Origin of the sequence: Pseudomonas sp. LAIL14HWK12:I10 (assembly GCF_900184205.1) — a bacterium.
Lineage (GTDB): Bacteria > Pseudomonadota > Gammaproteobacteria > Pseudomonadales > Pseudomonadaceae > Aquipseudomonas > Aquipseudomonas kermanshahensis.
In genome coordinates this window covers 373,724-398,337 of record NZ_FXWU01000001.1, presented here as the reverse complement: position 1 = coordinate 398,337, position 24,614 = coordinate 373,724, and the positions used below count along the sequence as shown (strand labels likewise).

Genomic DNA, 24,614 nt, shown 5'->3' with positions numbered 1-24,614 from the left:
GTTCGAATGCACAAGGAGTTTCGATGAAGCGCAGCCTGACCCTGTTGGCCGTGGTAATCGCCGTGGCCGCTGGCGCCGGATACGGGTACGTGCACGGCAAGCTGCCGCAACGCGAAGGCGAAGTGGCGATCGCCGGCCTGCAGGCGCCGGTCAGCGTGCGCTATGACAGCCGCGGCGTTCCGCACCTGCAGGCACAGAACGAACAGGACCTGTACCGCGCCCTCGGCTATGTGCACGCCCAGGACCGGTTGTTCCAGATGGAGATCATGCGCCGCCTGGCGCGCGGTGAGTTGGCCGAAGTGCTGGGCGAAAAACTCGTGCCCACCGACACCCTGTTCCGCAGCTTGCGTATTCGCGACCAAGCGGCGCTGATGGTGCAGCGGCAGGACCGCCAATCACCCGCCTGGCAGGCCCTGCAAGCCTACCTGGAGGGCATCAACAGCTGGCAGGCCAGCCATCCCAAGCCGATCGAGTTCGACCTGCTGGGCATCACCCCCCGCCCGTTCACCGCCGAAGACACCCTGAGCATCGCCGGTTACCTGGCCTACAGCTTCGCCGCCGCGTTCCGCACCGAGCCCGCGCTCACCTATATTCGCGACCAGCTCGGCCCGCAGTACCTGAAAATCTTCGACCTCGACTGGCAACCCGAAGGCGCCCTGGCCGCGCCGTTGGCGGCCGCCGACTGGCGCAGCCTGGAGGCACTTGCCCGGCTCAGCCACGACGCGTTGGGCGACGCGGGTATCCCGCAATTCGAAGGCAGCAACGCCTGGGCCGTCGCCGGCAGCCGCACCCGCAGCGGCAAGCCACTGCTGGCCGGTGACCCACACATCAGCTTCGCGGTACCGGCAGTGTGGTACGAGGCCGAATTGTCGGCCCCTGGGTTCAACTTGTATGGCTACTTCCAGGCGCTGAACCCCTTCGCGCTGCTCGGCCACAACCGCGACTTCGGCTGGAGCCTGACGATGTTCCAGAACGATGACGTCGACCTGATCGCAGAACGGACCAACCCCGAAAATACCGACCAAATAATGATCGACGGTACCTGGCAAACCTTGGAAAAGACCGAGCAAACCCTCGCCGTCAAAGGCGAGGCACCCGTCACCCTCAGCCTGCGCCGCTCGCCCCACGGCCCGATCGTCAACGAGGTATTGGGCGCTACCGCCGGGACCACGCCGGTGGCCATGTGGTGGGCGTTTCTGGAAACCGAAAACCCGATCCTCGACGGGTTTTACCAGCTCAACCGCGCCGACACGCTGGGCAAGATGCGCGAGGCGGCCGCCAAGGTTCAGGCGCCTGGGCTGAACTTCGTCTGGGCCAATGCCCGTGGCGATATCGGCTGGTGGGCAGCGGCACAATTGCCGATCCGCCCAGCGGGGGTCAACCCGACGTTCATTCTCGATGGCGCCAGCCCGCAGGCAGACAAGCTCGGTTTCTACCCCTTCAGCGCCAACCCGCAGCAAGAAAACCCGGCCCGCGGCTACATCGTGTCGGCCAACTACCAGCCGCCCTCGGCCGTGCCGGTGCCGGGTTACTACAACCTGCCGGACCGTGGCCGCCAGCTCGACCGCCACCTGGCCAACCCTGACGTGAAGTGGGATACCCAGAACAGCCAAGCCCTGCAGCTGGACACCGCCAGCGACCATGGCCCACGCACCCTTGCACCGCTGCTAGCGACGCTGCGCTCAGTGGCCGAGGGGGACGAGGAAAAGGAGCTGGTCGAACAACTGGCAGCCTGGAGCGGTGACTACCCCCTGGACTCGATCAGCGCCACGCTGTTCAACCAGTTCCTGTATGAACTGGCGTTCGCGGCCCTGCATGACGAACTGGGCGACACCTGGTTCCCGGTGCTGATCAGCACCCGTGCCATCGATGCCGCGCTGCCTCGTTTGGCCGCCGATGCCGAGTCGCCATGGTGGAGCACGCGGGGAGCAAACGAACGCACAGACCGCACTGCGATCGTGCGCATCGCCTGGCAAAAAAGCGTGAAGCACCTGCGAGACACCCTGGGCAGCGACCCGGCCAGTTGGCAATGGGGCAAGGCCCATACCCTGACCCATAACCATCCGCTTGGCGTGAAGAAGCCGCTGAACCTGCTGTTCAACGTCGGCCCGTTCGCGGCGCCTGGCACGCATGAGGTGCCCAACAACCTGTCGGCGAAGATCGGACCGGCACCTTGGCCGGTGACATATGGCCCTTCTACACGCAGGCTGATCGACTTCGCCGATGCCGGGCAGGCCTTGACCAGTAACCCGGTCGGGCAAAGCGGGGTGCCGTTTGATAAGCACTATTCGGATCAGGCTGCGGGGTACATCGAAGGGCAGTACCAACGGGCGCAGATGGGGGTGATTCCGGCGCAGCGTACGCTCAGGCTGATTCCTGGAGAGTAGGAGCAGCCTTGCGCTGCGAAGAGGCCGGTGAAAACACTGTAAATTTCGGTGCAGTCACGGGCCTCTTCGCAGCACAAGGCTGCTCCTACCAGGGGCGGGTTTGCCGCGAATGGGCCGCATAGCGGCCCTCGTTACACGATCAACCCTGCCACTTGCCCCCTTCGACAATCACGCTCTCAGGCTTGGTGTCATCGCTCAGTTCCTTGCGCACATACTGGTCATACAGCTTGAGCAGGAACTTCTCTTCACCCAGCTTGGCCAGCTCGGCATTCACCCAGTCGCGCAACTCGGTGTTGCCCTTCTTCACCGCCGGGGCAATCGGTGCCTCGTCGCCCAGCAGCTCAGGCAACACGCGGTAGCCTGGGTTCTGCTTGGCCCAGCTGAACAGAATCAGGTTGTCCTGGGCATAGGCATCGCCGCGGCCAGTGGCCAGGGCTTGCAGCGACTCGCTGTTTTTCTCGAACTTGAGCAGCTTCCAGTCCGGGTGGGTTTTGGTCAGCCAGATATCGGCCGTGGTGCCAGTGGTAACGATGATGGTCTTGTCGGCCAGGTCGTCGAGTTTCTGCACCGCGCTGCCGTCAGCAACGATGGCTTGCACGGCGACGCGCAGGTTGGGGTTGGTGAAGTCCACCGCTTCCTTGCGCTCTGGCGTTACGGTCATGTTGGCCAGGATAAGGTCGACCTTGTCACTCTGCAGGAACGGAATGCGGCTGGCCGGCTCCACGGCAACGAACTCGACTTTGTTCTCGTCGCCCAGCAGGTCCTTGGCCAGGCGGCGACCGATGTCGGTATCGAAGCCGACATAGCGCCCCTTTTCATCGACGAAACCGAAGGGTGGCTTGTCGGTGAATACGCCGACGATCAGTTTGTCGCGGGCCTTGATGGTTTCCAGGTAGCTGGTGGCCGGCGAGGCCGCCGCGGGTTTGGTGGGTTCTTCGGCCTTGTTGCAGCCGGCCAGCAGGGCCAGGCCGAACAGCGGCGCCAGCAGTTTGGTGAGGTTGGCAGTTTTCATGACAGTTCCTTGTGCAGTGTCTTCGGCAGGCTTTCTACAAAGGAGAATTTCTCCAGGAACTGCTGCGCGCGTGCGGTCTGCGGTCGGGTGAAGAAGCTCTCGGGCTCGCTCTGTTCAAGGACCCTGCCGGCCTCCATGAACACGATGCGGTCGGCCACCGCGCGGGCGAAGGCCATTTCGTGGGTAACGATGAGCAGGGTCATGCCGTCGCGGGCCAGGCCCTGGATCACCTGCAGCACCTCCTTGACCATTTCCGGGTCGAGGGCCGCCGTGACTTCATCGAACAACATCACCTCGGGGTTCATGCACAGCGACCGGACGATCGCGATGCGTTGCTGCTGGCCGCCGGACAACTGCCGCGGGTAGGCATCGCGCTTGTCCAACAGCCCCACCCGCGCCAGCAGCGCCTCGGCCTGGGCCTGGGCTTCGGCGCGCTCGCGCTTTTGCACCTTGAGCGGGCCAAGCAACAGGTTGTCGATCACACTCATGTGGCCGAACAGGTGGTAACTCTGGAACACCATGCCTACCCGCTGGCGCACCTGGCGCCAGTCGGTGCGTGGGGCGAGCAGCTCCTGGCCGTCCAGGCGCAGGTGGCCACTGTGGGCTTGTTCCAGGCCATTCAAGCAGCGCAGCAAGGTGCTCTTGCCGCAACCGCTGGGCCCCAGCACTACCAGCACCTCGCCGGCTTGCACCTTGAGGTCGACGTCCTTGAGCACCTGCTGCTCACCAAAAAACTTGTTGAAACCCTGGAATTCGATCAATGCGCTCATGAGTGTGCCCAACGGCGTTCCAGCACGCGCGAAGCGGCGGACAGCGGATAACAGATGATGAAGAAGAACAGGAACAACGCGCCGTAGATCAGCACCGACTCGTAGGTACGCTCGATGATCTGCTGGCCTGCCTTGATCACCTCGACAACACCGATCAATACCGCCAACGAGCTGGTCTTGATGATCCGCGTGTAGAGGTTGATGGTCGGCGGGGTCATGCGCTTGAGTGCCTGGGGCAGCAGCACATAGCCATACAGCTGCCAGCCGGACAGGCCGATCGACAGCCCGGCCTCACGCTGGCCACGTGGCAGCGAACGTAACGCGCCGCGCACCACCTCACCGATTTCGCTGGCACCCCACAGGCCCAGCACCAGCACCGCGCACCAGAAACTGGGGATGCTCACGCCAAAGAAGATCGGCAGGCCGAAAAACACCAGGTACAGCCAGACCAGCACGGGGATGGCACGGAACAGCTCCAGATACACCTGCAGAACGATGTTCAGGCCACGGTTGCCAAGGGTGGCCAACACGCCATACAGCACGCCGCCCAAGGTGGCGAAGAGCATGCCCAACGCCGAAATGGCCAAGGTCTGTGCTGCGCCGCTGGCCAGTTGCGGCAGCGACACCCACAGCAGTTCAGGCGCCGAACTGGCCATGCTGCAGCCTCCTTTCCAGGTACCGCAGCAGCAACGACAGCGGCAGGAACAGCAGCACGCAAAGCAGGGTCAGCACAGCGAGCATTTCGTAGGTTTTGTAGTACAGCGCGATGTAGTTCTTGGTGGTGTAGAGGATCTCGGGAACGGCCACGGCCGAAACGACGGTGGTTTCCTTGAGCAGGAAAATGAAGTTGGCGAACAGCGCTGGCAGGCTGAGGATGCTGGCCTGAGGCAGGATCACATGGCGCAGCAGTTGGCCCTCGGACAGACCGATGGAGCGCCCGGACTCCAGTTGAGCGCGCGGCACTGCTTCGACACCGGCACGCAGCACCTCGGTCAGGTAAGCGCCGCCCATGAACGTCATGGTGATGATCGCTGCAGTGAAGCCTGAGATCTTCAGGCCCACGCTGGGCAAGGCGAAGTACACGAAGAACAGCTGGATCAACAGCGGGGTATTGCGCGCCAGCTCGACGTAGCCTTTGACCAGGCGCGACAGGTAGGGCGTACGCAGTACCAGTAGCGTGGCGTTGACCAGGGCTACCAGCAAGGAGGTGGCGATGGCGATCAGGCCCACCTGCAAGGTCACGCCCACGGCGTTGAGAAACGCCGGCAGGGTGCTGAGGATGAAGGGGATATCGAAGGTCATGGGTAGAACAGTCATGCGGGGTGCGAGGAGCACGATCACTAGACTTTAAAGCTATAAAAAACTTTCAATAAATATCTTTATTGCATATCAATAGTACGGACTAACGCACCAACAAAAACGCCGACGCAATGGCGTCGGCGTTTTCAGGCGCGGGGCCACGAACGGATCAGAACGCCGGCAGCACGGCACCGCTGTATTTCTTGGCGATGAACGCTTTCACTTCCGGGCTGGTCAGGGCTTTGGCCAGTTTCTGGATAGCGTCGCTGTCCTTGTTGTCCGGGCGGGCAACCAGGAAGTTGACGTACGGCGAGTCGGCGCCTTCGATCACCAGCGCGTCCTTGGCCGGGTTCAGGCCAGCTTCCAGGGCGTAGTTGGTGTTGATCATGTCCAGGTCAACCTGATCCAGCACACGCGGCAGCATGGCCGATTCCAGCTCGCGGAACTTCAGTTTCTTCGGATTCTCGGCGATGTCTTTCGGCGTGGCCAGGGCGTTTTTCGGGTCTTTCAGGGTGATCAGGCCAGCCTTCTGCAACAGCAGCAGGGCGCGGCCGCTGTTGCTGCCTTCGTTAGGGATGGCAACGGTGGCGCCTTCTTTGAGATCGCTCAGGTTCTTGACCTTCTTCGAGTAGCCACCGAACGGTTCGACGTGTACACCGACCACGGTTTCCAGGTGGGTGCCCTTGCCTTCGTTGAAGTTTTGCAGGTACGGCAGGGTCTGGAAGTAGTTGGCGTCCAGGCGTTTCTGGTCAACCTGCACGTTCGGCTGCACGTAGTCGGTGAAGACCTTGATCTGCAGGTCCACACCTTCTTTGGCGAGGGTCGGCTTGATCAGCTCGAGGATCTCGGCATGCGGCACCGGGGTGGCGGCAACCACCAGTTTCTCGGCGGCGTTGGCCAGGCCGGCGAACGACAGGGCAGCGGCCAGGGCGGTGGTCAGCAGGGTCTTCTTCATGGTGGTCCTTATTCTGAATCTGGGCCATCGGCGATGGCGAAGTCGTGTGCCCTGCCCCGTGTCGGGTGAGCGTGAAGCGGACAATACCGAGATTTCTTATGCCGCAACAATATCTTTTAATTCGCTGCTTATTCCAAAAACAAACTGCCATCACCGCCTTTGCTTATGAGCGCTGTCTAGCGCGCAGGGTTGGCCAGGTCGAGGTCTTCCGGCTGGATCTCTTCGCTGTCATTCACCAGCAAGGCGAAGTGGATGACGTTCTCCAGCTCGCGGGTGTTGCCGGGCCAGGCATGGGCTTCCAGCACCTGCTGGGCGGCGTCGCTGATCAGCGGCACCGAGCGCTGCAGGCGGGCGGTGTAGATACCCACGAAGTACTCGGCCAGCGGCAGGATATCGCCACGTCGCTCGCGCAACGGCGGCAGCTCCAGCGCGCCCTCACGCAGGTACTGGTACAAGCGCTCATTGAACCTGCCGGCTTTCACCACCCGCGCCAGGTCGATGCTGGTCGCCGCCACCAGGCGCACATCCACAGGCTGGGGCTGCTGCGCGCCGACGCGTGTCACTTCACGGTTTTCCAGCGCGGCCAGCAGCTTGCCCTGAATCTCCAGCGGCAAGTCGGCAATTTCGTCCAGGTACAGCGTGCCGCCGTTGGCCGAGCCGAACCAGCCGGCGCGGCTGCTGGCGGTGCCGCCGTGGGTGCCGGCGCTGTAGCCGAACAACTCGGCGTCGGCGTAGGTCGGGCTGATGGCCGCGCAGTTGACCGAGACGAACAGCCCGGCGCGGTCACTGGCGCGGTGAATCTGCCGTGCCAGCAACTCCTTGCCGGTGCCGGTTTCGCCACGAATCAACACCGGCAAGGGCTGCGGCGCCAGGCGTTCGAGGTCTTCGCGCAGCTGTTGCGAGCGCGGGTCGATGAACACCAGGGCCTTGGCACGAATGCTCAGTGGGCTCTTGTCCAGCTCGGGAAAGGTCAGCAGCGGCTGGCCAAACGGGTTTTGAAAAGTCATGAAAAACTCCCGCCCCAGGCCTTCGGTGGCCGGGCGTCAGGCAAACGGTAATCAGTAGGCGATCAGGCGCGGCGCAGTGCGCGTTGCTCCACCCGGCTCTGCAAGCGGTACAGGTAGGCGAAGCCTTGTTCCCAACGCTCGTGGCCGGACTTGACGTTGATGTGCCCGGCGTTGGTCAGCAAGCCCGCTTCGGCCCCCCAGGCCTGGGCCAGGTGCAGCGCGCGCGGCACGCTTACCGCCGGGTCGTTGTCGGAGCTGACCACCTGGCTTGGGAACGGCAACGCCTGCATCGGAATTGGCGCGAAGTTGCGCAGTGCCGGCGCGCAGGTCGGCCGCTCGACATCCGCCGGCGCCACCAGCAATGCGCCACGTACCTGACGCAGCAACGCCGGGCTGGCCTCGGCGGCCCAGTGAGCGACCGTGACGCAGCCCAGGCTGTGTGCGATGAGAATCACCGGCGAGCGTTCGGCGGCAATCGCCTGCTCCAGGGCCTGCACCCAATCGCGCCGCTGCGGGGTCAGCCAGTCGTGCTGCTCGACCCGAGCGCTGTTGGGCAGGGTGCGCTGCCAGTGACTCTGCCAATGGTTGTCTGGCGATCCTTGCCAGCCCGGCACAATCAGGTAACGAATCGACTCATTGCGCATGGGGACGCCTCCAGTAAGTTTGCGTGCTTGGAGACCAGTATAGGGAGGGAGTTATATTCGTAAAGGAATAAGAAGCTATTTGTTAATAACCTAAATGAATTTTGTTGGGGGGGGGTGCGAAGCGATTGTTGCGAGGATGGGAGATGGCCACGGGGGGCCTGGCTTGGGGGGGCGGTGGGGCGCAGATCGAGCGCCGCGCGGGCGGCGCTCGATCTAACAGGCGCTAAACATTCACCGGCAAACACCTTGTAGCCCAATACCTATCCATCAGGCCAAAAAAAAGGGCCAACCCCTGCCAAGAGATATGGCCCATAAGCTCTCAAAGAGAGTCACTTGCCTGAAGAGGATTGCCGAATCAGCGCGCGGTTATCACCGCCAGTTTGCTGATCCCCGCACGTTCAATCGCCGCCATGGCCCGCGCCACTTCGCCGTAGTTCACGCCATCATCGGCCTGCAACTGCACACGGACTTCCGCGTCCTTGGCCTTGGCCGCCTTGAGGTTGGTCTCCAGCAGGTCCGGCTGGATCTCGTCCTTGTTGATGAACAACTTGCCGGCCCCGTCGATGCTCACCACCAATGGGTCTTTCTGCTCCACCGGTGCCACCGCCTCGGTCTTGGGCAGGTTGATGGGGATGGCGTTGGTCAGCAGCGGCGCAGTGACGATGAACACCACCAGCAGCACCAGCATGACGTCCACCAACGGCGTGACGTTGATTTCACTGAGGACTTCGTCGCTGTCCTGGGTCGAAAAGGCCATATCAGGACGCCTCCTTCACCGGCTGGGTGAAACCGGCCTGGGCTTTGTGCACGGTAGGGTGCACCAGTACCCGGAAGGCACTCTTCTGCGCCAGGCTGTAGAAGTCATGGGCGAAGTCGTCCAGGTCTGCTGCAGTCAGCTTGAGGCGGCGCAGGAAGTAGTTGTAAACCAGTACCGCTGGCACCGCGACGGCGATACCCACCCCCGTGGCCACCAGTGCCGCGCCGATCGGCCCGGCCACGGTCTCGAGGCTGGCGGAACCTGCCGCACTGATGCCCTTGAGCGCTTCCATGATGCCCCACACGGTGCCAAACAAGCCGATGAAGGGCGAGGTACTGCCGATACTGGCGACCACCGCCAGGCCGGTTTCCAGCGAACGGCGCTCGCGGACGATCTGCTGGCGCAGAGCGCGTTCGAGGCGGTCCTGGTGGTTGATGGCGTGGCTCAGGTCGTTGGCCTGGGTGGTATCGCCGACGGCAATAGCGGCATAACCGGACTGCGCAACGCGGGCGGCTGGGCCAGGCAGCTCATGGCTGATTTCGGCGGCCGAGTCCAGGCTGGAGGCTGCCCAGAATTGCTGGTGGAAGCGTTTGTCCTGGTTCTTCAGCCGCACAAACTGCACGACCTTGACCAGGGCCAGGCCCCAGGTGACGACAGAGAAACCAACCAGCAGCCAGATGACTGCGCTTTCAACGGATTCGAGGGGGGATGCCAACAGGCTCATGATGATGTCTTCCTATGTTCTGCTGATTCTGTGAAATGCGTTAGCGAAGCTTGAAGTCGATTGGCACGCTGACCCACCCGGTCTGGGCCACGTCGCCTTGCTTGGCGGGGACGAAGCTCCAGCGCTTGACGGCGGCCAGCGCAGCGGCGTCCAAGGCATCGCGGCCACTGCTCTTCTGCACCTGGATCTGCCCCGGCTTGCCACTGGGCAACACCTCGACGCGCAACAGCACGGTGCCTTCCCAGCCGCGGCGCTGGGCCATCTGCGGGTACTCTGGCGCCGGGTTCTTGAGGTACGCGGCGTTGGCTGAAGCCGGTGTCACCGGCGCCGGCGCGGGTGGCGCAGGGGCTGGCGGTGCCGGGGCTGCAACAGGTGCCGGTGGCGGTGCCTCGACCGGTTTCGGCTGCGGCTTGGGCGCCTGCTTGACCACCGGTTTAGGGATCGGTTTTGGCTTCGGTTTGGGCTTGGCGGCCAGCTCGTCGACTACCGGTGGCGGCGGCGGTGGCTCGACCACCGGCGGCTCGGGTGCCGGGGGTGGCGGCTCGACCACGGGCGGCGCAGGGGCGGCGAACTCGATGGTCATGGGTGGCACCTGCGGCGGCACTACGGGCAGCTCAGGCGTCGGTGCCTGGCTGACCCAGTAGGCGGCGGCGCCGTGCAGCGCCAGTACCAGCAGCGCCAACGCCAGCTTGTCGCGGCGCTTGAGGCCGCTGGCAGGCGTGCGTTGCAGGCGCTGCTGGCCAAGCGGAAGACGAAGCGTGCGTCCAAGCTCGACCAGGTCGCCCGGTGCCGGGCGCCATGGCTGGTCGTAGGCTCTGACGGCCGTCTGGACATTACCCATTGATCAAACTCCTGGGGTCTCGATTCAGGTGTGTGGCTGAATCATCGGGGCCAGAGGCTTATCTCTTAAAGTAATGTTTAAAATTATAGTTAGAACTTAATTGAATATTGTTTTTGAGCGATCGTGTGAAGGCCACGGATTTCGCGGGCTGTGGGCTGGAGGGCGATTCGCGATGCTTTGTGGGCATGCAAAATATTCGCGTAAGGCATGAGATTGCTGCGAGGGCTGCGCCCTCGATTCGCAGCACAAGGCTGCTCCTACAGGGAATCGCGGTGCAGCATTGTGCTGCGAAAGGGTGCGAAGCAGCCCCAGCAATCCACCCGGCAATAAAAACCCGGGACAGAGCCCGGGTTCCATACGCTGGGGTAGCTTAGATATCCGCCACCTTCTGCCACACCTTCGGCCTGAAGAACAGCGTCTCCCCGCGTGCCAGGCCGGTCAAGCTGTCGTGGTCCTTGACCACTTCGGCCTCGATCAGCTCGCTCTGCCCTTCCACCTTCAAGGTCACCCGGGTGGTCGCGCCCAGCGGGCGGATATCGCGCACCTCGGCGGCATGGTGGCCTTCGGTTTCATGGCGCGACAGCGACACTTCATGCGGGCGGAACAGCACGTGGTGGCCTTCGCTCAAGGCCAGGCGGTTGGAGTCGCCGAGGAAGTGGTAGACGAAGTCGTTGGCCGGCTGCTCGTAGACTTCACCCGGCGAGCCGATCTGCTCGATCACACCCTTGTTCATCACCACGATGCGGTCTGCGACTTCCATGGCCTCTTCCTGGTCATGGGTGACGAACACCGACGTCAGGTTGATATCTTCGTGCAGGCGCGCCAGCCAGCGGCGCAGCTCTTTACGCACCTTGGCATCCAGGGCACCGAACGGCTCGTCGAGCAACAGCACCTTAGGCTCTACCGCCAAGGCGCGGGCCAGGGCGATACGCTGGCGCTGGCCACCGGAAAGCTGCTCGGGGTAGCGGTCGGAGAGCCAGTCGAGCTGGACCATGTTCAGCAGCTCATGCACCTTTTCGGCAATTTTGCTTTCGCTCGGGCGCTCGCCCTTGGGCTTCATGCGCAGGCCGAAGGCGACGTTGTCGAACACGCTCATGTGGCGGAACAACGCGTAGTGCTGGAACACGAAGCCGACGTTGCGATCACGCACGTCGTGGCCAGACACATCCTCGCCATGGAACACGATGCTGCCGTCATCCGGTGTTTCCAGGCCGGCAATGATGCGCAGCAGGGTGGTCTTGCCGCAGCCGGACGGGCCGAGCAAGGCCACCAGCTCACCGCTGTGGATATCCAGGTTGATGTTGTCCAGGGCCTGGAAGCTGTTGAAGCGCTTGCTGACGTTACGAACTTCGATCGACATGAATTATTCCTCCGCAGCGCTATGGCGCAGGCGGTTAATACGGTTCTCGCTCCACTGCTTGAGCAGCAGGATGAAGAGCGCCAGGATCAGCAACAGGCTGGCCACGCTGAAGGCCGCGACGTGGTTGTACTCGTTGTAGAGGATCTCCACGTGCAGCGGCAAGGTGTTGGTAACGCCGCGGATATGGCCGGACACCACCGACACCGCGCCGAACTCACCCATCGCCCGCGCCGTACACAGCACCACGCCGTAGATCAGGCCCCATTTGATGTTGGGCAGGGTCACATGCCAGAACATCTGCCAGCCATTGGCGCCCAGCAGGCGCGCGGCCTCTTCTTCCTGGGTGCCCTGCTCTTGCATCAGCGGGATCAGTTCACGGGCAACGAATGGCACGGTAACGAAGATCGTCGCCAGAACGATGCCCGGCAGCGCGAACACAATCTGGATGTCATGGTCCTGCAGCCAGGGGCCGAACAGGCCCTGCGCGCCGAACATCAGCACGTAGACCAGGCCCGCGATCACCGGCGAGACCGAGAACGGCAGGTCGATCAGGGTCACCAGCACGCTCTTGCCACGGAAGGTGTACTTGCTCACGCACCACGCCGCGCTGACGCCAAACACCAGGTTCAGCGGCACCGAGATGGCCACGGCAAACAGGGTGAGCTTGAGCGCCGACAAGGCGTCGGGCTCGAAGATCGCCTCGAAGAAAGTGCCGAAACCGTTTTTCAGCGCCTGCGATACCACGATCACCAGCGGCAGCAGCAAGAACAGCGCGAACACCAACCAGCCAAGGCCGATCAGGATGCGCCGCGAGGTGGCGCTGCCACGGCGGGCGGCATTGGCGGCGGCGGTAGCGCTCAGGGATGAACTAGACATAGCCGGCCTCCTTCAAGGGGTTTCGATGCGGCGCTGCAGCAAGTTGATCAGCAGCAGCAGGATGAAGGAAACCACCAGCATCAGCACGCCGATGGCAGTCGCGCCGGTGTAGTCGTATTGGTCGAGCTTGACCATGATCAGCAGCGGCAGAATCTCGGTCTTCATCGGCATGTTGCCGGCAATGAAGATCACCGAACCATACTCACCCACCCCACGGGCGAAGGCCAGGGCAAAGCCGGTCAGCCAGGCAGGCAGCAGTGCCGGAGCCAGGATGTGGCGGAACACCTGCAGCGGTTTTGCGCCCAGGCAGGCGGCGGCTTCTTCGACTTCACGCGGGATGTCGGCCAACACCGGCTGCACCGTGCGCACCACGAACGGCAGGGTCACGAAGGTCAGCGCCAAGGTGATGCCAAGCGGTGTGTAGGCGATCTTGAAGCCCAGGTCGGTGGCGAACTGGCCAACCCAGCCCGCCGGGGCGTATAGGGCCGTCAGGGCGATACCGGCCACGGCGGTAGGCAGGGCGAACGGCAGGTCGATCATCGCGTCGATGATCTTGCGCCCGGGGAAGGTGTAGCGCACCAGTACCCAGGCCAGCAGCGTACCGATCACACCGTTGATGATGGCGGCGAACAGGGCGGTGCCGAAACTCAGCTTGAGCGCGGCGATGACCCGCGGCGCGCTGATGATGTTCCAGAACTGCTCCCAGGTCAGCTGCGAGGCATGGATGAACATGGCCGCCAGCGGAATCAGCACAATCAGGCTGAGGTACACCAAGGTGTAACCCAGCGTCAGCCCGAAGCCGGGTATGACGGGGGAAATACGACGTGACATAAGTATCCCTGGTTGAACGCACGAAGCCCGGAATTAATCCCGGGCCAGTGCAGGCTTCTGAATCTTGGGGCTGCTGTGCAGCCCATTCGCGGCACAAGGCCGCCCCCACAGGGGAGCGCGGTTCCTTGTGGGAGCGGCCTTGTGCCGCGAATGGGCCGCACAGCGGCCCCGTTTTTCCATAACCGCTTACTGTGCCTGATAGATCTGGTCGAACACACCGCCATCATTGAAGAATTTGGGTTGTGCAGTCTTCCAGCCACCGAAGTCCTTGTCGATGGTGACCAGGTCCAGTTTCGGGAATTGCTTGCCGAATTCGGCAGCGACCTTCTCGTCACGTGGGCGGTAGAAGTTCTCGGCGGCGATCTTCTGCCCAGCCGGGCTGTACAAGTGCTTGAGGTATTCGGTGGCAATCGCAGTATTGCCCTTCTTCTCAGCGTTCTTGTCGACCACGGCCACCGGTGGCTCGGCCAGGATCGACAGCGACGGCACGACGATTTCGAACTTGTCGGCGCCACCGTCTTCCTTCAGCGCCAGGAAGGCTTCGTTTTCCCAGGCCAGCAGGACGTCGCCCTGGCCGTTGTTGACGAAGGTGATGGTCGAGCCACGGGCGCCGGTATCGAGCACCGGCACGTGCTTGAACAGCTCTTGCACGTAAGCCTTGGCCTTGTCTTCGCTACCGCCGGTCTTCAGGCCATAAGCCCAGGCGGCGAGGAAGTTCCACCGGGCGCCGCCAGAGGTTTTCGGGTTCGGAGTGATGACCGAGACGTCTTTCTTGATCAGGTCGCCCCAGTCTTTGATGCCTTTCGGGTTGCCCTTGCGCACCAGGAACACGATGGTCGACGTGTACGGGGTGCTGGCGTCCGGCAGGCGGGTCTGCCAGTTGTCCGGCAGGGTCTTGCCAAGCTTGGCGATTTCGTCGATGTCGCCGGCCAGGGCCAGGGTCACCACGTCGGCGCGCAGGCCATCGATTACAGCGCGGCCCTGTTTGCCCGAGCCACCGTGGGATTGCTGGATCTTCACCTTGTCGTCCGGGTGGGACTGCTGCCAGTGCTTGATGAATTCGGCGTTGTACTGTTGGTACAACTCACGGGTCGGGTCATAGGACACGTTCAGCAGTTCGTAGTCCTTGGCGATTGCGGAACCGGCAAAAACAGCACTGGCCAGGGCGGCGAGCGCATAACGGCGGATGGACATGGTGAAGCTCCCGATTGGCATTTTTCTAGTTTTAGAGGTGTGGCGCGATCAGCCGGTCTTGTTGCCGGGCTGTTGCAGGCGGAACTTCTCCTTGCGCTCGATCTGGACGACCTGAGCGTTGTGCACGGTAATCTCCACCGCACCGAAACGCAGATCGCGCAGGGCGCTCTGGATCTCACGCAGAATGGTGGCTTCGTCCTGACCGTCGATGCTACGCAGAGATGCACTCATGCTCGTTCTCCTTGGAGTGAGGGTGCCGGGCAGAGGTTTGAAGGGGATTTGCGCCTGGCTTGAGGGCAATAGTAGTGAGGCGGGGATATTCTTAAAAATACTGTTTAAGAATGTTTATATAACCATTTTGCAAAGCCATCACGCCGACCCCGTGGGAGCGGGTTTACCCGCGAATGCGGCGGTGAATCCACCATCGCATTCGCGGGTAAACCCGCTCCCACAGGGGTCAGTGTGTGCTTGTAGTTTTGTGTTCAGGCTCGCGGATTTTGTACCAGGCCACATACAGCGCCGGCAAAAACAGCAGCGTCAGCAAGGTGGCCACGATGATCCCGCCAATCATGGCGTAGGCCATCGGCCCCCAGAACACCTCGCGGGCAATCGGGATCATGCCCAAGCTGGCCGCGGCCGCCGTCAGCAAGATCGGCCGCCGCCGGTGGTTGGTGGCCTCCACCACCGCATCCCACGGTGACAACCCCTGCGCCTCGAACTCATCGATCTGGGTCACCAGGATCACCGAGTTACGAATGATGATACCGGCCAGGGCCAGAATCCCGAGAATGGCCACAAAGCCCATCGGCGTACCCGTAGGCACCAACGCCAGCACCACCCCGATCAAGCCCAGCGGCGCCACGCTGACCACCAGGAACAACTTCTGCACGCTGTGCAGCTGGATCATCAGGAAGGTCGCCATGAGGAACAGCATCAACGGAATGACCTTGCGGATCGGCCCTTGCGCCTTGGCGCTCTCCTCCACCGTACCGCCGGTCGCCACCTCGAAGCCGACCGGCAGTTTGCTGGCGAACTCGTCGATCTTGGGCTTGAGCTGGGCCACCAGGTCGGTGGGCTGGATGTCGCCATTGACCGACGCCTTGATGGTGATGGTCGGCTTGCGATCACGCCGCCAGACCAACGGCTGTTCCAGCTCGTAACGCACCGTGGCGAAGGCCAGCAGCGGAATCGAGGTGCCATTGGGGGTGAGGATCTGCAGGTTCTGCAAGGTATCGGGCGAGCCACGCTCGCTGTCTTCGGCGCGGGCAACCACGTTGACCAGGTAGATGTTGTCGTTGACCTGGGTAATCGGCACGCCGGTGACGATGCTGTTCATCACGTTGGCCACGTCTTCGGACGACAGCCCCAGCTGACGCGCTTTGTCTTGGGCAATCTCGATGCGCAGCACTTTGCCCGGCTCGTTCCAGTCGTAGATCATCTCGCCGATGTGCTCGTTGGCATCGAGCAAGGTGGCGAGCTCGATGGCGTGCTTGCGCACCTGGTCGATGTCCTGGCCGCTGACCCGGTACTGGATCGGCCGGCCCACCGGCGGGCCCATCTCCAGCGATTGCACGTTGGTGCCGATGCCGACGAACTCTTCGCGCAGCAGTTTCTGCAGGCGATCCATCATGCCCTGGCGCTCTTCGAAGCCTTTGCTGACGATCACCAACTGCGCGTAGTAGGGGTTCTGCAATTGTTGGTCGAGGGGCAGGTAGAAGCGAATCGCGCCCTGGCCAATGTAGGTGCTCCAGCGCACCAGGTCCGGGTCGTCCTTGATCCTGGCCTCCAGCCGGTCGACGACTTTACGGGTCTCTTCGATCGAGGCGTTTTGCGGCAGGTTGAGGTCGACCAGGATTTCGGGGCGGTCGGATGATGGGAAGAACTGGTTCTGCACGAAGCGCTCGCAGAATATCGCCAGCGCGAACAGCAGCACGGTGCCAATGATGGTCAGCCAGCGGTTGCGCATGCACCACAGCAGGCCGCCCTCGAATGCCCGGCCCACGCGCCCGGGTTCGGCCTCGTGGGCTTTGACCTTGCTGCTGAGGATATGCACGCCCAGCACCGGGGCGAAGAACACCGCCACCACCCACGACACGATCAGCGCCACGGCGATCACCGCGAACAGTGTGTAGGTGTACTCACCTGCCGAACTGGCGTTGAGCCCGATCGGCACGAAGCCGGCCACCGTCACCAGGGTACCGGTCAGCATCGGGAACGCCGTCGAGGTGTAGGCAAAGGTCGCGGCCTGCTCTTTGCTCTCGCCCATTTCCAGGCGTGTGACCATCACCTCCACGGTGATCATCGCATCGTCCACCAGCAGGCCCAGGGCGATGATCAACGCGCCCAGCGAGATCCGTTGCATGGTGATGCCGCTGTACTCCATGAACACGAAGACCATGGCCAGCACCAGCGGGATCGAGCAGGCCACCACCAGCCCGGCGCGCACGCCGAGGCTGACGAAGCTCACCGCCAGCACGATCACCACGGCCTCGAAGAGTGCGCTGGTAAAGCCACCCACCGCCTGTTTGACCACCACGGCCTGGTCGGACACGGTGTGCACACCCACCCCCACCGGCAAGTCGGCGATCACGCTGTCCATTTTCTTCTTCAGGGCGGCGCCGAACACCTGGATGTTACCGCCCGCCTTCATGCCGATGGCCAGGCCAAGGGCGGTCTGGCCGTTGTAGCGGAACATCGGTGACGGCGGGTCGACGTAGCCGCGCTCGATATCGGCAATGTCGGCAAGGCGGAAGAAGCGGTCATTGATCCTCAGGTTGACCGTTTCCAGGTCCTTTTCAGAGGCGAACTGGCCGGTGGTCCGCACCGAAATACGTTCGGGGCCCGCCTCGATCACCCCTGCCGGGGTCACCGCGTTCTGCGATTGCAGCGCCTGCATGACCTGGCGCTGGTCGATACCCAAGGCCGCCAGTTTGCGGGTGGAGAAGTTCAGGTACAGCACTTCGTCCTGGGTGCCGACCAGCTCGATCTTGCCGATATTGGGCACTTCGCGCACTTCGGCGCGGGCCTGCTCCACGTAGTCCCGCAGTTGCCGCAAGGTCAGGCCATCGGAGGTGAAGGCGTAGATCGAACCGAACACATCACCGAATTCATCGTTGAACGCCGGGCCCTGGATGCCCTCGGGGAACTGGCCGCGGATGTCCTGGATCTTCTTGCGCACCTGGTACCAGATGTCCGGGATGTCCTTGGCCTTGGTGGTGTCGCGCAGGTACACGTAGACCGTTGACTCGCCCGGGCGGGTGTAGCTTTTGGTGTAGTCGAGCGAGTCCAGTTCTTCGAGCTTCTTCTCGATGCGGTCGGTGACCTGGTACAGGGTTTCGTCCTGGGTCGCACCGGGCCAGCGGGTCTGGATGACCATGGTCTTGATGGTGAACGACGGGTCTTCCTCACGGCCCAGGTTGAAGTAGGAAAAAATCCCCATCAGCAAGCCGACGAACATCAGGTACCAGACGAACGATTGATGCTTGAGCGCCCATTCGGACAGGTTGAAGCTTCCTTTCATTGCGCATCCTCGTCGAAGGTGACCTTCTGGCCAGGCTTGAGGCTGTTGACGCCGGCAGTCACCACGCGCTCGCCTGGCTGTACGCCGGAGGCGATGACGATGTGTTCGCGGGTGCGGTCGATCAAGGCGACATCCCGGGTCGCCACGGTTTTCTGCTGCGTGTCGATCACCCACACCTGGGTCTTGCCGTCACGCTCGAGCAAGGCGCTCAGGGGCAGCTCACTGCGCGGCGTGACCGCAGAGCTCAGGCTCACGCTGATCGCGGTGCCAAGGTGGAAGGCGGCCGGTGTGCTGGCCAGAGTCAGGCGTGCACGCCGGGTGCGCGTGGTGGCGTCGGCTTGCGGCTCCAGCTCGCGCAACGAGGCCGTGGTGTTGATGCTGGGGTCGAGCTGCGAGGCCACGGTGAAGGTGAGGCCCTTGTCGAGTTGCTCGCCCACGCCGATCGGCAGGTCGATCACGGCTTCCTTGACGTCTGGCCGGGCCAGGGTCACCACAGCCTGGCCCGCCGTTACCGTTTGCCCAGCTTCGGCCTGCCAGGCAGTGATCACCGCCGCGTGGTCGGTGCGCAGGGTGCTGTAATCAAGCTGGTCACGCGCCTGGCTGACCGCCGAGCGTGCCTGCTCCAGCGCCGCACCGGTGGTTTTCAGGTTGGTCTGGGCAATGTCCAGCTGGGCCTGGGCGCCGACACCGCGGTCGTACAGCTGCTGCTGACGGCGCGCGTCGGCCTGGGCGTTTATCCACTGCGCCTGGACCTTGGCCAAGTCGCCTTCGGCGGCGCGCAACTGGTTCTGCTGGTCGGTGGGGTCGAGGGTGGCCAGTGTGTCCCCAGGCTTCACCTGCGCCCCCACATCAAGCCAACGCCGGGCAATACGCCCGGACACGCGAAAGCCCAAGGTGCTCTCGAAGCGCGCCTGAATGCTGCCGGCAAAGCGCCCAAGTTGCGCTTGCACCTGCGGTTCGACCTTCACCGAAAGCACCGGCCGAACGGGCTCGACCGCTTCTTCCTCAGAGCTGCAAGCAACCAGCAACAGCCCGACCGGGAGCAATAACAGCAAGCGCTTCATGGCGCATCCCCCGCAGCCTTTTCATCGATTTTTTCCACCTGCATGCCGGGGTGCAGCAACTGCCCGCCATTGACCACCACGGTCTCGCCGCCTTTGAGGCCGTTGGCGACCACGACCTTGCCGGTGAGGTAGCGCGCTACTTCAACCTTGCGCAGTTCGACCTTGTCGCCCTCGCCCACCACCCAGACGGCAGGCTCATGCAAGGCCTTGGTCAAAGCCGACCAGGGCAGCTCGATGCTGGAGCGCCCCTGGGTATTGGCAGTGGCCGTCACCGGTGAGCCCAGCTGCATGCCGGGCGGCACGTTGCGCAGGCCAACCTTGACCTGCACCGTGCCACTTTGGGCTGAAACGGTTGGCGTCACTTCGCGAACGAAGCCTTGCGCCTGGACGTTGGGGTCATCGAGCAGCTTCACGATCACCCCCTCATCGCTTGGCGGTGCCACCAGCAACGATTCATACACGTTGAACACTGCATCACGGTCGCCATCGCGGGCGAAGCCGAAGATCGGCATGGTGGCCTGCACCACTTGGCCGACCTCGGCCTGGCGCTCGGTGATCACGCCGGCAGCTTCGGACACCAGCGCGGTGTAGCTCAGCTGTTCATTGGCATTGGCCAGCTGCGCCTGGGCGGCCTTGAGCGCGCTCTGGTTGCTGCGCAATGCGGCTTCGGCGGAGTCGTACTCGCTCTGGCTGGTATAGCCCTTGGGCAGCAGCTTTTGCTGACGCACGAAAGCCGCGGCCGTCTGCGTCACGCGCGCTTGGGCGGCGAACACCTCGGCCTTGGCCGAGTCGACGTTGTTCTGCAGGTCTTTCGGGTCTAGCCGTGCCAGTACCTGGTTGGCCTTGACGTGATCGCCCACATCGACGCTGCGCGAAATGATCTTGCCGCCCACACGGAACGACAAGTCGGTTTGCACCCGCGCTTGTACGTCGCCGGTCAGGGTCACCCTGGCAGCGAAATCGGTAGGCTGGACCTGTTGCACACCGACCCGAGGCAGCGTCTCGGGGGTTTCTTCCTTGCTACAGCCGGTGAGCATGTACAGCACACTCAGGCCTGCCAGCACCAGTGGACGCGTCACCCTCATGCAGGCTCCTAGCTTGCGCACAAATGATTTGTGAGATGCGACTGTCAGCGTAGTTCAGGGTTCAGCAAACATCACTGATGGAGATCACTGGAGTATTTTCGGCGCTGGTGCGGGCCTCTTCGCGGGTGAACCCGCTCCCACCGGGACTGTGCAAATGCTGAATCCTGCATAGCACCTGTGGCAAACATCACTGATGGAGATCACTCGAGTATTTGCGGCGCTGGTGCGGGCCTCTTCGCGGGTGAACCCGCTCCCACAGGGACTGTGCAAATGCTGAATCCTGCATAGCACCTGTGGCAAACATGACTGATGGAGATCACTCGAGTATTTTCGGCGCTGGTGCGGGCCTCTTCGCGGGGAAACCCGCTCCCACAGGGACTGTGCAAATGCTGAATCCTGCATAGCACCTGTGGCAAACATCACTGATGGAGATCACTCGAGTATTTTCGGCGCTGGTGCGGGCCTCTTCGCGGGTGAACCCGCTCCCACAGGGACTGTGCAAATGCTGAATCCTGCATAGCACCTGTGGCAAACATCACTGATGGAGATCACTCGAGTATTTGCGGCGCTGGTGCGGGCCTCTTCGCGGGTGAACCCGCTCCCACAGGGACTGTGCAAATGCTGAATCGTGCGTAGCACCTGTGGGAGCGGGTTCACCCGCGAAAGGGCCGGTACAGGCAACCACAAGCCCCCTGCCATATCCCGAAACCATCCAACGCACTTTTGCGGTTTCACATCCACTACCTTGGAGAGGTCACTCTTCAAGGAAGAAACCAATGCCTCGGGCTCAATCACACCTGCTTCGACGTGGTCGCTATTCAGAACTCGGCAGGCTGTACCTGCTTACTACTGTTACCCATCAACGCAAGCCGCTGTTCAATGACTTCCAACATGCCCGATTAGTTATCCATCAACTGCGACAATCCGATCACGACCACGCCTGCCGGTCATTGGCCTGGGTACTGATGCCGGACCATCTGCATTGGCTGATCGAGTTGAAAGGCACGACGCTGGGTACATTGATGCGCAGATTCAAATCCAGATCCAGTCTGGTTTTGCATCAGGCGGGGGTTGAGCATGATCCGGTGTGGCAGCCTGGGTATCAGGACCGGGCATTGAGAAGGGAGGAAAGCATGGTGCATGTAGCCCGGTACATTGTTGCCAATCCGTTGAGGGCTGGATTGGTCAGAAGTGTCCGGGACTATCCACACTGGGATGCAGTATGGCTTTGAATCGGTGCTGGGGTTTCGCGGGTAAACCCGCTCCCACAGGATGTGTGCAGTGTTCTAGAGCTGCACTTGCCTGTAGAAGCGGGCTTGCCCGCGAAGAGGTGGGTCAGACCGGCGCAGCTGCTGCCGTCGGGCGCTTGACCTGTGGCTGCGACACGTTCGCCGCAGCCCCTTCTTCGATGGCCTGCTGAATCGCCTTGCGACGGTGCTCTTCAGCGCGGCGGCTGAAGTACCAGACCATGAAGGTCACCAGCGACACCGACAACAGGATCAGGCTGGCCACGGCGTTTATCTCTGGCTTCACGCCCAGGCGCACCGCCGAGAACACTTCCATCGGCAAGGTGGTCGAGCCCGGCCCGGACACGAAGCTGGCCAGCACCAGGTCATCCAGCGACAGGGCAAACGACATCATGCCGCCCGCCGCCAGCGATGGCGCGATCATCGGGATGGTGATCAGGAAGAACACCTTCCACGGCTTGGCACCCAGGTCCATCGCCGCTTCCTCGATCGACAGGTCCAGCTCACGCAAGCGTGCCGACACCACCACCGCCACGTACGCCGCACAGAACGTGGTGTGGGCGATCCAGATGGTGACGATGCCACGCTCTTGCGGCCAGCCGATCATCTGCGCCATGGCCACGAACAGCAGCAACAGCGACAGACCGGTGATCACTTCTGGCATCACCAACGGCGCGGTGACCAGGCCGCCGAACAGCGTGCGGCCTTTGAAGCGGGTGACCCGGGTCAGCACGAAGGCCGCCAGGGTACCCAGCGCCACCGCTGCCACCGCCGTGTAGCAGGCGATTTCCAGCGAGCGCATCACCGACCCCATCAGCTGGGTGTTGTCGAGCAGGCCGACGTACCACTTGATCGACCAGCCCCCCCACACTGTCACCAGCTTCGAGGCGTTGAACGAGTAGATCACCAGGATCAGCATCGGCAGGTAGATGAACAGCAAGCCGAGCACCAGCATCAGCTTGGAGAAACTGAAGCGCTTCATGCCCTGCCCTCCATTTCTTTGGCCTGGCTGCGGTTGAACAGCAGGATCGGCACGATCAGGATCGCCAGCATCACTACCGCAAGCGCGGACGCTACCGGCCAGTCACGGTTGTTGAAGAACTCTTGCCACAGCACCTTACCGATCATCAGGGTTTCCGGGCCGCCCAGCAGTTCTGGGATCACGAACTCGCCCACCACTGGGATGAACACCAGCATGCAGCCCGCGATGATGCCGTTTTTCGACAGCGGCACGGTGATCTTCCAGAAGCTGTTGAAGGTGCTCGAACCCAGGTCCGATGCGGCTTCCAACAGGCTCGGGTCGTGCTTCACCAAGTTCGCGTACAGCGGCAGGATCATGAACGGCAGGTACGAATAGACCACGCCGATGTACACCGCCAGGTTGGTGTTGAGAATCTGCAGTGGCTGGTCGATGAGCCCCAGCCACAGCAGGAAGCTGTTAAGCAGCCCGTTGTTGCTGAGGATGCCCATCCAGGCGTAGACGCGGATCAGGATCGCCGTCCAGGTCGGCATCATGATCAGCAACAGCAGCACAGTCTGCGACTCTTTGCGGGCGTTGGCGATGGCATAGGCCATCGGGTAGCCGATCAGCAGGCACAGCAAGGTGCTGAAGAAGGCCATCTTCAACGAGCCCAGGTAGGCCGAGATGTACAGCTTGTCTTCGGTCAACAGGCCATAGTTGGCCAGGTTGAGCACCAACTGGATCTTGTCTTCGACGTAGCTATAGATCTCGGTATACGGCGGGATCGCCACGTCGGCTTCGGCAAAGCTGATCTTCAACACGATGAAGAACGGCAGCATGAAGAACAGGAACAGCCAGATGAACGGCACGCCGATCACCAAGTGCCGCCCCTCCGGGGTCAAGCGCTGGAAGGCTCGCTTGAGCTTGCGCAGTTTCATGACCGCAGTACCACGCCGCTGTCGTCTTCCCACCACACGTACACTTCATCGCCCCAGGTCGGACGTGTGCCCTGGCGCTCGGCGTTGGCCACGAACGACTGGACGATCTTGCCGCTCGGCAGCTCGACGTAGAACACCGAGTGGCCGCCCAGGTAGGCGATGTCATGCACCTTGCCGCGCGACCAGTTGTGCTCGCAGGTCGGTTGCTGGGTCGTGACCAGCATCTTCTCCGGGCGCAGCGCGTAGGTGATGTGCTTGTCTTCGACCGACGTGGTGATGCCGTGGCCAACGTAGATCTTGCGCTCCAGTTCAGGGCTGGCAATGATCGCGTGGCCTTCAGCGTCGTCGACCACTTCACCTTCGAACAGGTTGACGTTGCCGATGAACTCGCACACCAGGCGGCTGGTCGGGGTCTCGTAGATGTCCACAGGCGAGCCGATCTGGGCGATCCAGCCCAAGTGCATGATGGCGATGCGCTGGGCCATGGTCATGGCCTCTTCCTGGTCGTGGGTCACCATCACGCAGGTCACGCCCACGCGCTCGATGATTTCCACCAGCTCAAGTTGCATCTGCGAACGCAGCTTCTTGTCCAGGGCGCCCATCGGCTCATCGAGCAACAGCAGTTTCGGGCGTTTGGCCAACGAACGCGCCAGGGCCACACGCTGGCGCTGGCCACCCGACAGCTGGTGCGGCTTGCGCTTGGCGTACTGGGTCATGTGCACCAGCTTGAGCATCTCGGCCACACGGGCGTCGATGTCCGCCTTGGGCAGCTTGTCCTGCTGCAGGCCGAAGGCGATGTTCTGCGCCACGGTCATGTGCGGGAACAGCGCGTAGGACTGGAACATCATGTTGATCGGCCGCTCGTAGGGCGGCATCTCGGTGATGTCGACGCCATCGAGCAAGATCCGCCCTTCGGTGGGGCGCTCGAAGCCAGCCAGCATACGCAGCAAGGTCGATTTGCCGGAACCGGAGCCACCCAGCAGGGCAAAAATCTCACCCTTGCGGATTTCCAGGGACACATCGTCCACCGCTACCGTTTCGTCGAACTTTTTCGTGACCCGGTCGATCTTGACCAGCACCTGCTTGGGTTGCTGGCCACCCTCGAGGGCTTTCTTATAGGCTCCGGAGGCAACTGCCATGAG

23 protein-coding genes are annotated in these 24,614 nt (G+C 62.5%); 2 read left to right on the top strand and 21 right to left on the bottom strand.

Annotated elements, in window-relative coordinates; all coding sequences use genetic code 11:
* Positions 1-23: 23 nt before the first annotated feature.
* Entirely contained in the window at positions 24-2,387 is a 2,364-nt protein-coding gene (locus QOS90_RS01885; protein WP_085272211.1) for a penicillin acylase family protein, read from the top strand.
* 139 nt (positions 2,388-2,526) lie between these two features.
* On the opposite strand, the gene QOS90_RS01880 is transcribed toward QOS90_RS01885, so the two are convergent.
* From QOS90_RS01880 to QOS90_RS01795, 18 genes are all read right to left on the bottom strand, one after another.
* Positions 2,527-3,399 carry a transporter substrate-binding domain-containing protein gene (locus QOS90_RS01880; RefSeq protein WP_027592274.1) on the bottom strand — a complete coding sequence of 291 codons (873 nt, stop codon included), beginning with the start codon at positions 3,397-3,399 and terminating at the stop codon, positions 2,527-2,529.
* Positions 3,396-4,169, bottom strand: coding sequence for an amino acid ABC transporter ATP-binding protein (locus tag QOS90_RS01875; RefSeq protein ID WP_027592273.1), 774 nt, complete (start codon positions 4,167-4,169; stop codon positions 3,396-3,398). Before QOS90_RS01875 ends, QOS90_RS01880 begins: the two co-directional genes overlap by 4 nt.
* Positions 4,166-4,825: an amino acid ABC transporter permease gene (locus QOS90_RS01870; protein ID WP_085272210.1), complete on the bottom strand. Its 660-nt coding sequence runs from the start codon at positions 4,823-4,825 to the stop codon at positions 4,166-4,168. The genes QOS90_RS01875 and QOS90_RS01870 overlap by 4 nt, the downstream gene beginning before the upstream one ends.
* Positions 4,806-5,471 (bottom strand): amino acid ABC transporter permease, encoded by a 666-nt coding sequence (locus tag QOS90_RS01865; protein ID WP_027592271.1) that lies wholly within the window; start codon positions 5,469-5,471, stop codon positions 4,806-4,808. The genes QOS90_RS01870 and QOS90_RS01865 overlap by 20 nt, the downstream gene beginning before the upstream one ends.
* A gap of 166 nt (positions 5,472-5,637) precedes the next feature.
* On the bottom strand, positions 5,638-6,423 hold the full coding sequence (locus tag QOS90_RS01860; RefSeq protein WP_027592270.1) for a MetQ/NlpA family ABC transporter substrate-binding protein: 786 nt from the start codon (positions 6,421-6,423) through the stop codon (positions 5,638-5,640).
* A gap of 176 nt (positions 6,424-6,599) precedes the next feature.
* Positions 6,600-7,430 carry a sigma 54-interacting transcriptional regulator gene (locus QOS90_RS01855; RefSeq protein WP_085272209.1) on the bottom strand — a complete coding sequence of 277 codons (831 nt, stop codon included), beginning with the start codon at positions 7,428-7,430 and terminating at the stop codon, positions 6,600-6,602.
* A 62-nt stretch (positions 7,431-7,492) separates the two neighbouring features.
* Positions 7,493-8,074, bottom strand: coding sequence for an alpha/beta hydrolase (locus QOS90_RS01850; RefSeq protein ID WP_027592268.1), 582 nt, complete (start codon positions 8,072-8,074; stop codon positions 7,493-7,495).
* Between the two features lie 355 nt (positions 8,075-8,429).
* Positions 8,430-8,831 (bottom strand): ExbD/TolR family protein, encoded by a 402-nt coding sequence (locus QOS90_RS01845; RefSeq protein ID WP_027592267.1) that lies wholly within the window; start codon positions 8,829-8,831, stop codon positions 8,430-8,432.
* 1 nt (position 8,832) lies between these two features.
* Positions 8,833-9,555 carry a MotA/TolQ/ExbB proton channel family protein gene (locus QOS90_RS01840; RefSeq protein ID WP_085272208.1) on the bottom strand — a complete coding sequence of 241 codons (723 nt, stop codon included), beginning with the start codon at positions 9,553-9,555 and terminating at the stop codon, positions 8,833-8,835.
* Between the two features lie 40 nt (positions 9,556-9,595).
* On the bottom strand, positions 9,596-10,396 hold the full coding sequence (locus QOS90_RS01835) for an energy transducer TonB (protein ID WP_085272207.1): 801 nt from the start codon (positions 10,394-10,396) through the stop codon (positions 9,596-9,598).
* A gap of 370 nt (positions 10,397-10,766) precedes the next feature.
* Positions 10,767-11,756: a sulfate/molybdate ABC transporter ATP-binding protein gene (locus tag QOS90_RS01830; protein ID WP_027592264.1), complete on the bottom strand. Its 990-nt coding sequence runs from the start codon at positions 11,754-11,756 to the stop codon at positions 10,767-10,769.
* A gap of 3 nt (positions 11,757-11,759) precedes the next feature.
* On the bottom strand, positions 11,760-12,632 hold the full coding sequence (gene cysW / locus QOS90_RS01825) for a sulfate ABC transporter permease subunit CysW (RefSeq protein ID WP_027592263.1): 873 nt from the start codon (positions 12,630-12,632) through the stop codon (positions 11,760-11,762).
* A 12-nt stretch (positions 12,633-12,644) separates the two neighbouring features.
* Positions 12,645-13,463, bottom strand: a complete 819-nt coding sequence (gene cysT / locus QOS90_RS01820) for a sulfate ABC transporter permease subunit CysT (RefSeq protein WP_012274724.1) — start codon at positions 13,461-13,463, stop codon at positions 12,645-12,647.
* 186 nt (positions 13,464-13,649) lie between these two features.
* Positions 13,650-14,657: a sulfate ABC transporter substrate-binding protein gene (locus tag QOS90_RS01815; RefSeq protein ID WP_033702118.1), complete on the bottom strand. Its 1,008-nt coding sequence runs from the start codon at positions 14,655-14,657 to the stop codon at positions 13,650-13,652.
* A 48-nt stretch (positions 14,658-14,705) separates the two neighbouring features.
* Entirely contained in the window at positions 14,706-14,888 is a 183-nt protein-coding gene (oscA, locus tag QOS90_RS01810; protein WP_003258557.1) for a sulfur starvation response protein OscA, read from the bottom strand.
* Positions 14,889-15,114: 226 nt separating this feature from the next.
* Complete coding sequence (locus QOS90_RS01805; RefSeq protein WP_085272206.1) at positions 15,115-18,177, bottom strand: efflux RND transporter permease subunit; 3,063 nt, start codon at positions 18,175-18,177, stop codon at positions 15,115-15,117.
* Complete coding sequence (locus QOS90_RS01800) at positions 18,174-19,241, bottom strand: efflux RND transporter periplasmic adaptor subunit (RefSeq protein WP_085272205.1); 1,068 nt, start codon at positions 19,239-19,241, stop codon at positions 18,174-18,176. The genes QOS90_RS01805 and QOS90_RS01800 overlap by 4 nt, the downstream gene beginning before the upstream one ends.
* Positions 19,238-20,326 (bottom strand): efflux RND transporter periplasmic adaptor subunit, encoded by a 1,089-nt coding sequence (locus QOS90_RS01795; protein ID WP_027592259.1) that lies wholly within the window; start codon positions 20,324-20,326, stop codon positions 19,238-19,240. Before QOS90_RS01795 ends, QOS90_RS01800 begins: the two co-directional genes overlap by 4 nt.
* A 776-nt stretch (positions 20,327-21,102) precedes the next feature.
* Here QOS90_RS01795 and QOS90_RS01790 point away from each other — a divergent pair.
* A complete protein-coding gene (locus QOS90_RS01790) occupies positions 21,103-21,558 on the top strand; it encodes an REP-associated tyrosine transposase (RefSeq protein ID WP_085272204.1) in 456 nt (151 codons plus the stop codon).
* Between the two features lie 103 nt (positions 21,559-21,661).
* On the opposite strand, the gene QOS90_RS01785 is transcribed toward QOS90_RS01790, so the two are convergent.
* From QOS90_RS01785 to potA, 3 genes are read right to left on the bottom strand one after another with little or no spacing between them, the layout of a single operon-like run.
* Complete coding sequence (locus QOS90_RS01785; RefSeq protein WP_027592258.1) at positions 21,662-22,555, bottom strand: ABC transporter permease subunit; 894 nt, start codon at positions 22,553-22,555, stop codon at positions 21,662-21,664.
* Positions 22,552-23,472, bottom strand: coding sequence for an ABC transporter permease subunit (locus tag QOS90_RS01780; RefSeq protein WP_085272203.1), 921 nt, complete (start codon positions 23,470-23,472; stop codon positions 22,552-22,554). Before QOS90_RS01780 ends, QOS90_RS01785 begins: the two co-directional genes overlap by 4 nt.
* Positions 23,469-24,611 (bottom strand): polyamine ABC transporter ATP-binding protein, encoded by a 1,143-nt coding sequence (gene potA, locus QOS90_RS01775; RefSeq protein ID WP_027592256.1) that lies wholly within the window; start codon positions 24,609-24,611, stop codon positions 23,469-23,471. The genes QOS90_RS01780 and potA overlap by 4 nt, the downstream gene beginning before the upstream one ends.
* Between the last annotated feature and the right edge of the window lie 3 nt (positions 24,612-24,614).

Bases quoted from the DNA above. Each gene is read 5' to 3' on its own strand.
- QOS90_RS01885 (WP_085272211.1), top strand. From the start codon at position 24: ATGAAGCGCAGCCTGACCCTGTTGGCCGTGGTAATCGCCGTGGCCGCT.
- QOS90_RS01880 (WP_027592274.1), bottom strand. From the start codon at position 3,399: ATGAAAACTGCCAACCTCACCAAACTGCTGGCGCCGCTGTTCGGCCTG.
- QOS90_RS01875 (WP_027592273.1), bottom strand. From the start codon at position 4,169: ATGAGCGCATTGATCGAATTCCAGGGTTTCAACAAGTTTTTTGGTGAG.
- QOS90_RS01870 (WP_085272210.1), bottom strand. From the start codon at position 4,825: ATGGCCAGTTCGGCGCCTGAACTGCTGTGGGTGTCGCTGCCGCAACTG.
- QOS90_RS01865 (WP_027592271.1), bottom strand. From the start codon at position 5,471: ATGACCTTCGATATCCCCTTCATCCTCAGCACCCTGCCGGCGTTTCTC.
- QOS90_RS01860 (WP_027592270.1), bottom strand. From the start codon at position 6,423: ATGAAGAAGACCCTGCTGACCACCGCCCTGGCCGCTGCCCTGTCGTTC.
- QOS90_RS01855 (WP_085272209.1), bottom strand. From the start codon at position 7,430: ATGACTTTTCAAAACCCGTTTGGCCAGCCGCTGCTGACCTTTCCCGAG.
- QOS90_RS01850 (WP_027592268.1), bottom strand. From the start codon at position 8,074: ATGCGCAATGAGTCGATTCGTTACCTGATTGTGCCGGGCTGGCAAGGA.
- QOS90_RS01845 (WP_027592267.1), bottom strand. From the start codon at position 8,831: ATGGCCTTTTCGACCCAGGACAGCGACGAAGTCCTCAGTGAAATCAAC.
- QOS90_RS01840 (WP_085272208.1), bottom strand. From the start codon at position 9,555: ATGAGCCTGTTGGCATCCCCCCTCGAATCCGTTGAAAGCGCAGTCATC.
- QOS90_RS01835 (WP_085272207.1), bottom strand. From the start codon at position 10,396: ATGGGTAATGTCCAGACGGCCGTCAGAGCCTACGACCAGCCATGGCGC.
- QOS90_RS01830 (WP_027592264.1), bottom strand. From the start codon at position 11,756: ATGTCGATCGAAGTTCGTAACGTCAGCAAGCGCTTCAACAGCTTCCAG.
- cysW (WP_027592263.1), bottom strand. From the start codon at position 12,632: ATGTCTAGTTCATCCCTGAGCGCTACCGCCGCCGCCAATGCCGCCCGC.
- cysT (WP_012274724.1), bottom strand. From the start codon at position 13,463: ATGTCACGTCGTATTTCCCCCGTCATACCCGGCTTCGGGCTGACGCTG.
- QOS90_RS01815 (WP_033702118.1), bottom strand. From the start codon at position 14,657: ATGTCCATCCGCCGTTATGCGCTCGCCGCCCTGGCCAGTGCTGTTTTT.
- oscA (WP_003258557.1), bottom strand. From the start codon at position 14,888: ATGAGTGCATCTCTGCGTAGCATCGACGGTCAGGACGAAGCCACCATT.
- QOS90_RS01805 (WP_085272206.1), bottom strand. From the start codon at position 18,177: ATGAAAGGAAGCTTCAACCTGTCCGAATGGGCGCTCAAGCATCAATCG.
- QOS90_RS01800 (WP_085272205.1), bottom strand. From the start codon at position 19,241: ATGAAGCGCTTGCTGTTATTGCTCCCGGTCGGGCTGTTGCTGGTTGCT.
- QOS90_RS01795 (WP_027592259.1), bottom strand. From the start codon at position 20,326: ATGAGGGTGACGCGTCCACTGGTGCTGGCAGGCCTGAGTGTGCTGTAC.
- QOS90_RS01790 (WP_085272204.1), top strand. From the start codon at position 21,103: ATGCCTCGGGCTCAATCACACCTGCTTCGACGTGGTCGCTATTCAGAA.
- QOS90_RS01785 (WP_027592258.1), bottom strand. From the start codon at position 22,555: ATGAAGCGCTTCAGTTTCTCCAAGCTGATGCTGGTGCTCGGCTTGCTG.
- QOS90_RS01780 (WP_085272203.1), bottom strand. From the start codon at position 23,472: ATGAAACTGCGCAAGCTCAAGCGAGCCTTCCAGCGCTTGACCCCGGAG.
- potA (WP_027592256.1), bottom strand. From the start codon at position 24,611: ATGGCAGTTGCCTCCGGAGCCTATAAGAAAGCCCTCGAGGGTGGCCAG.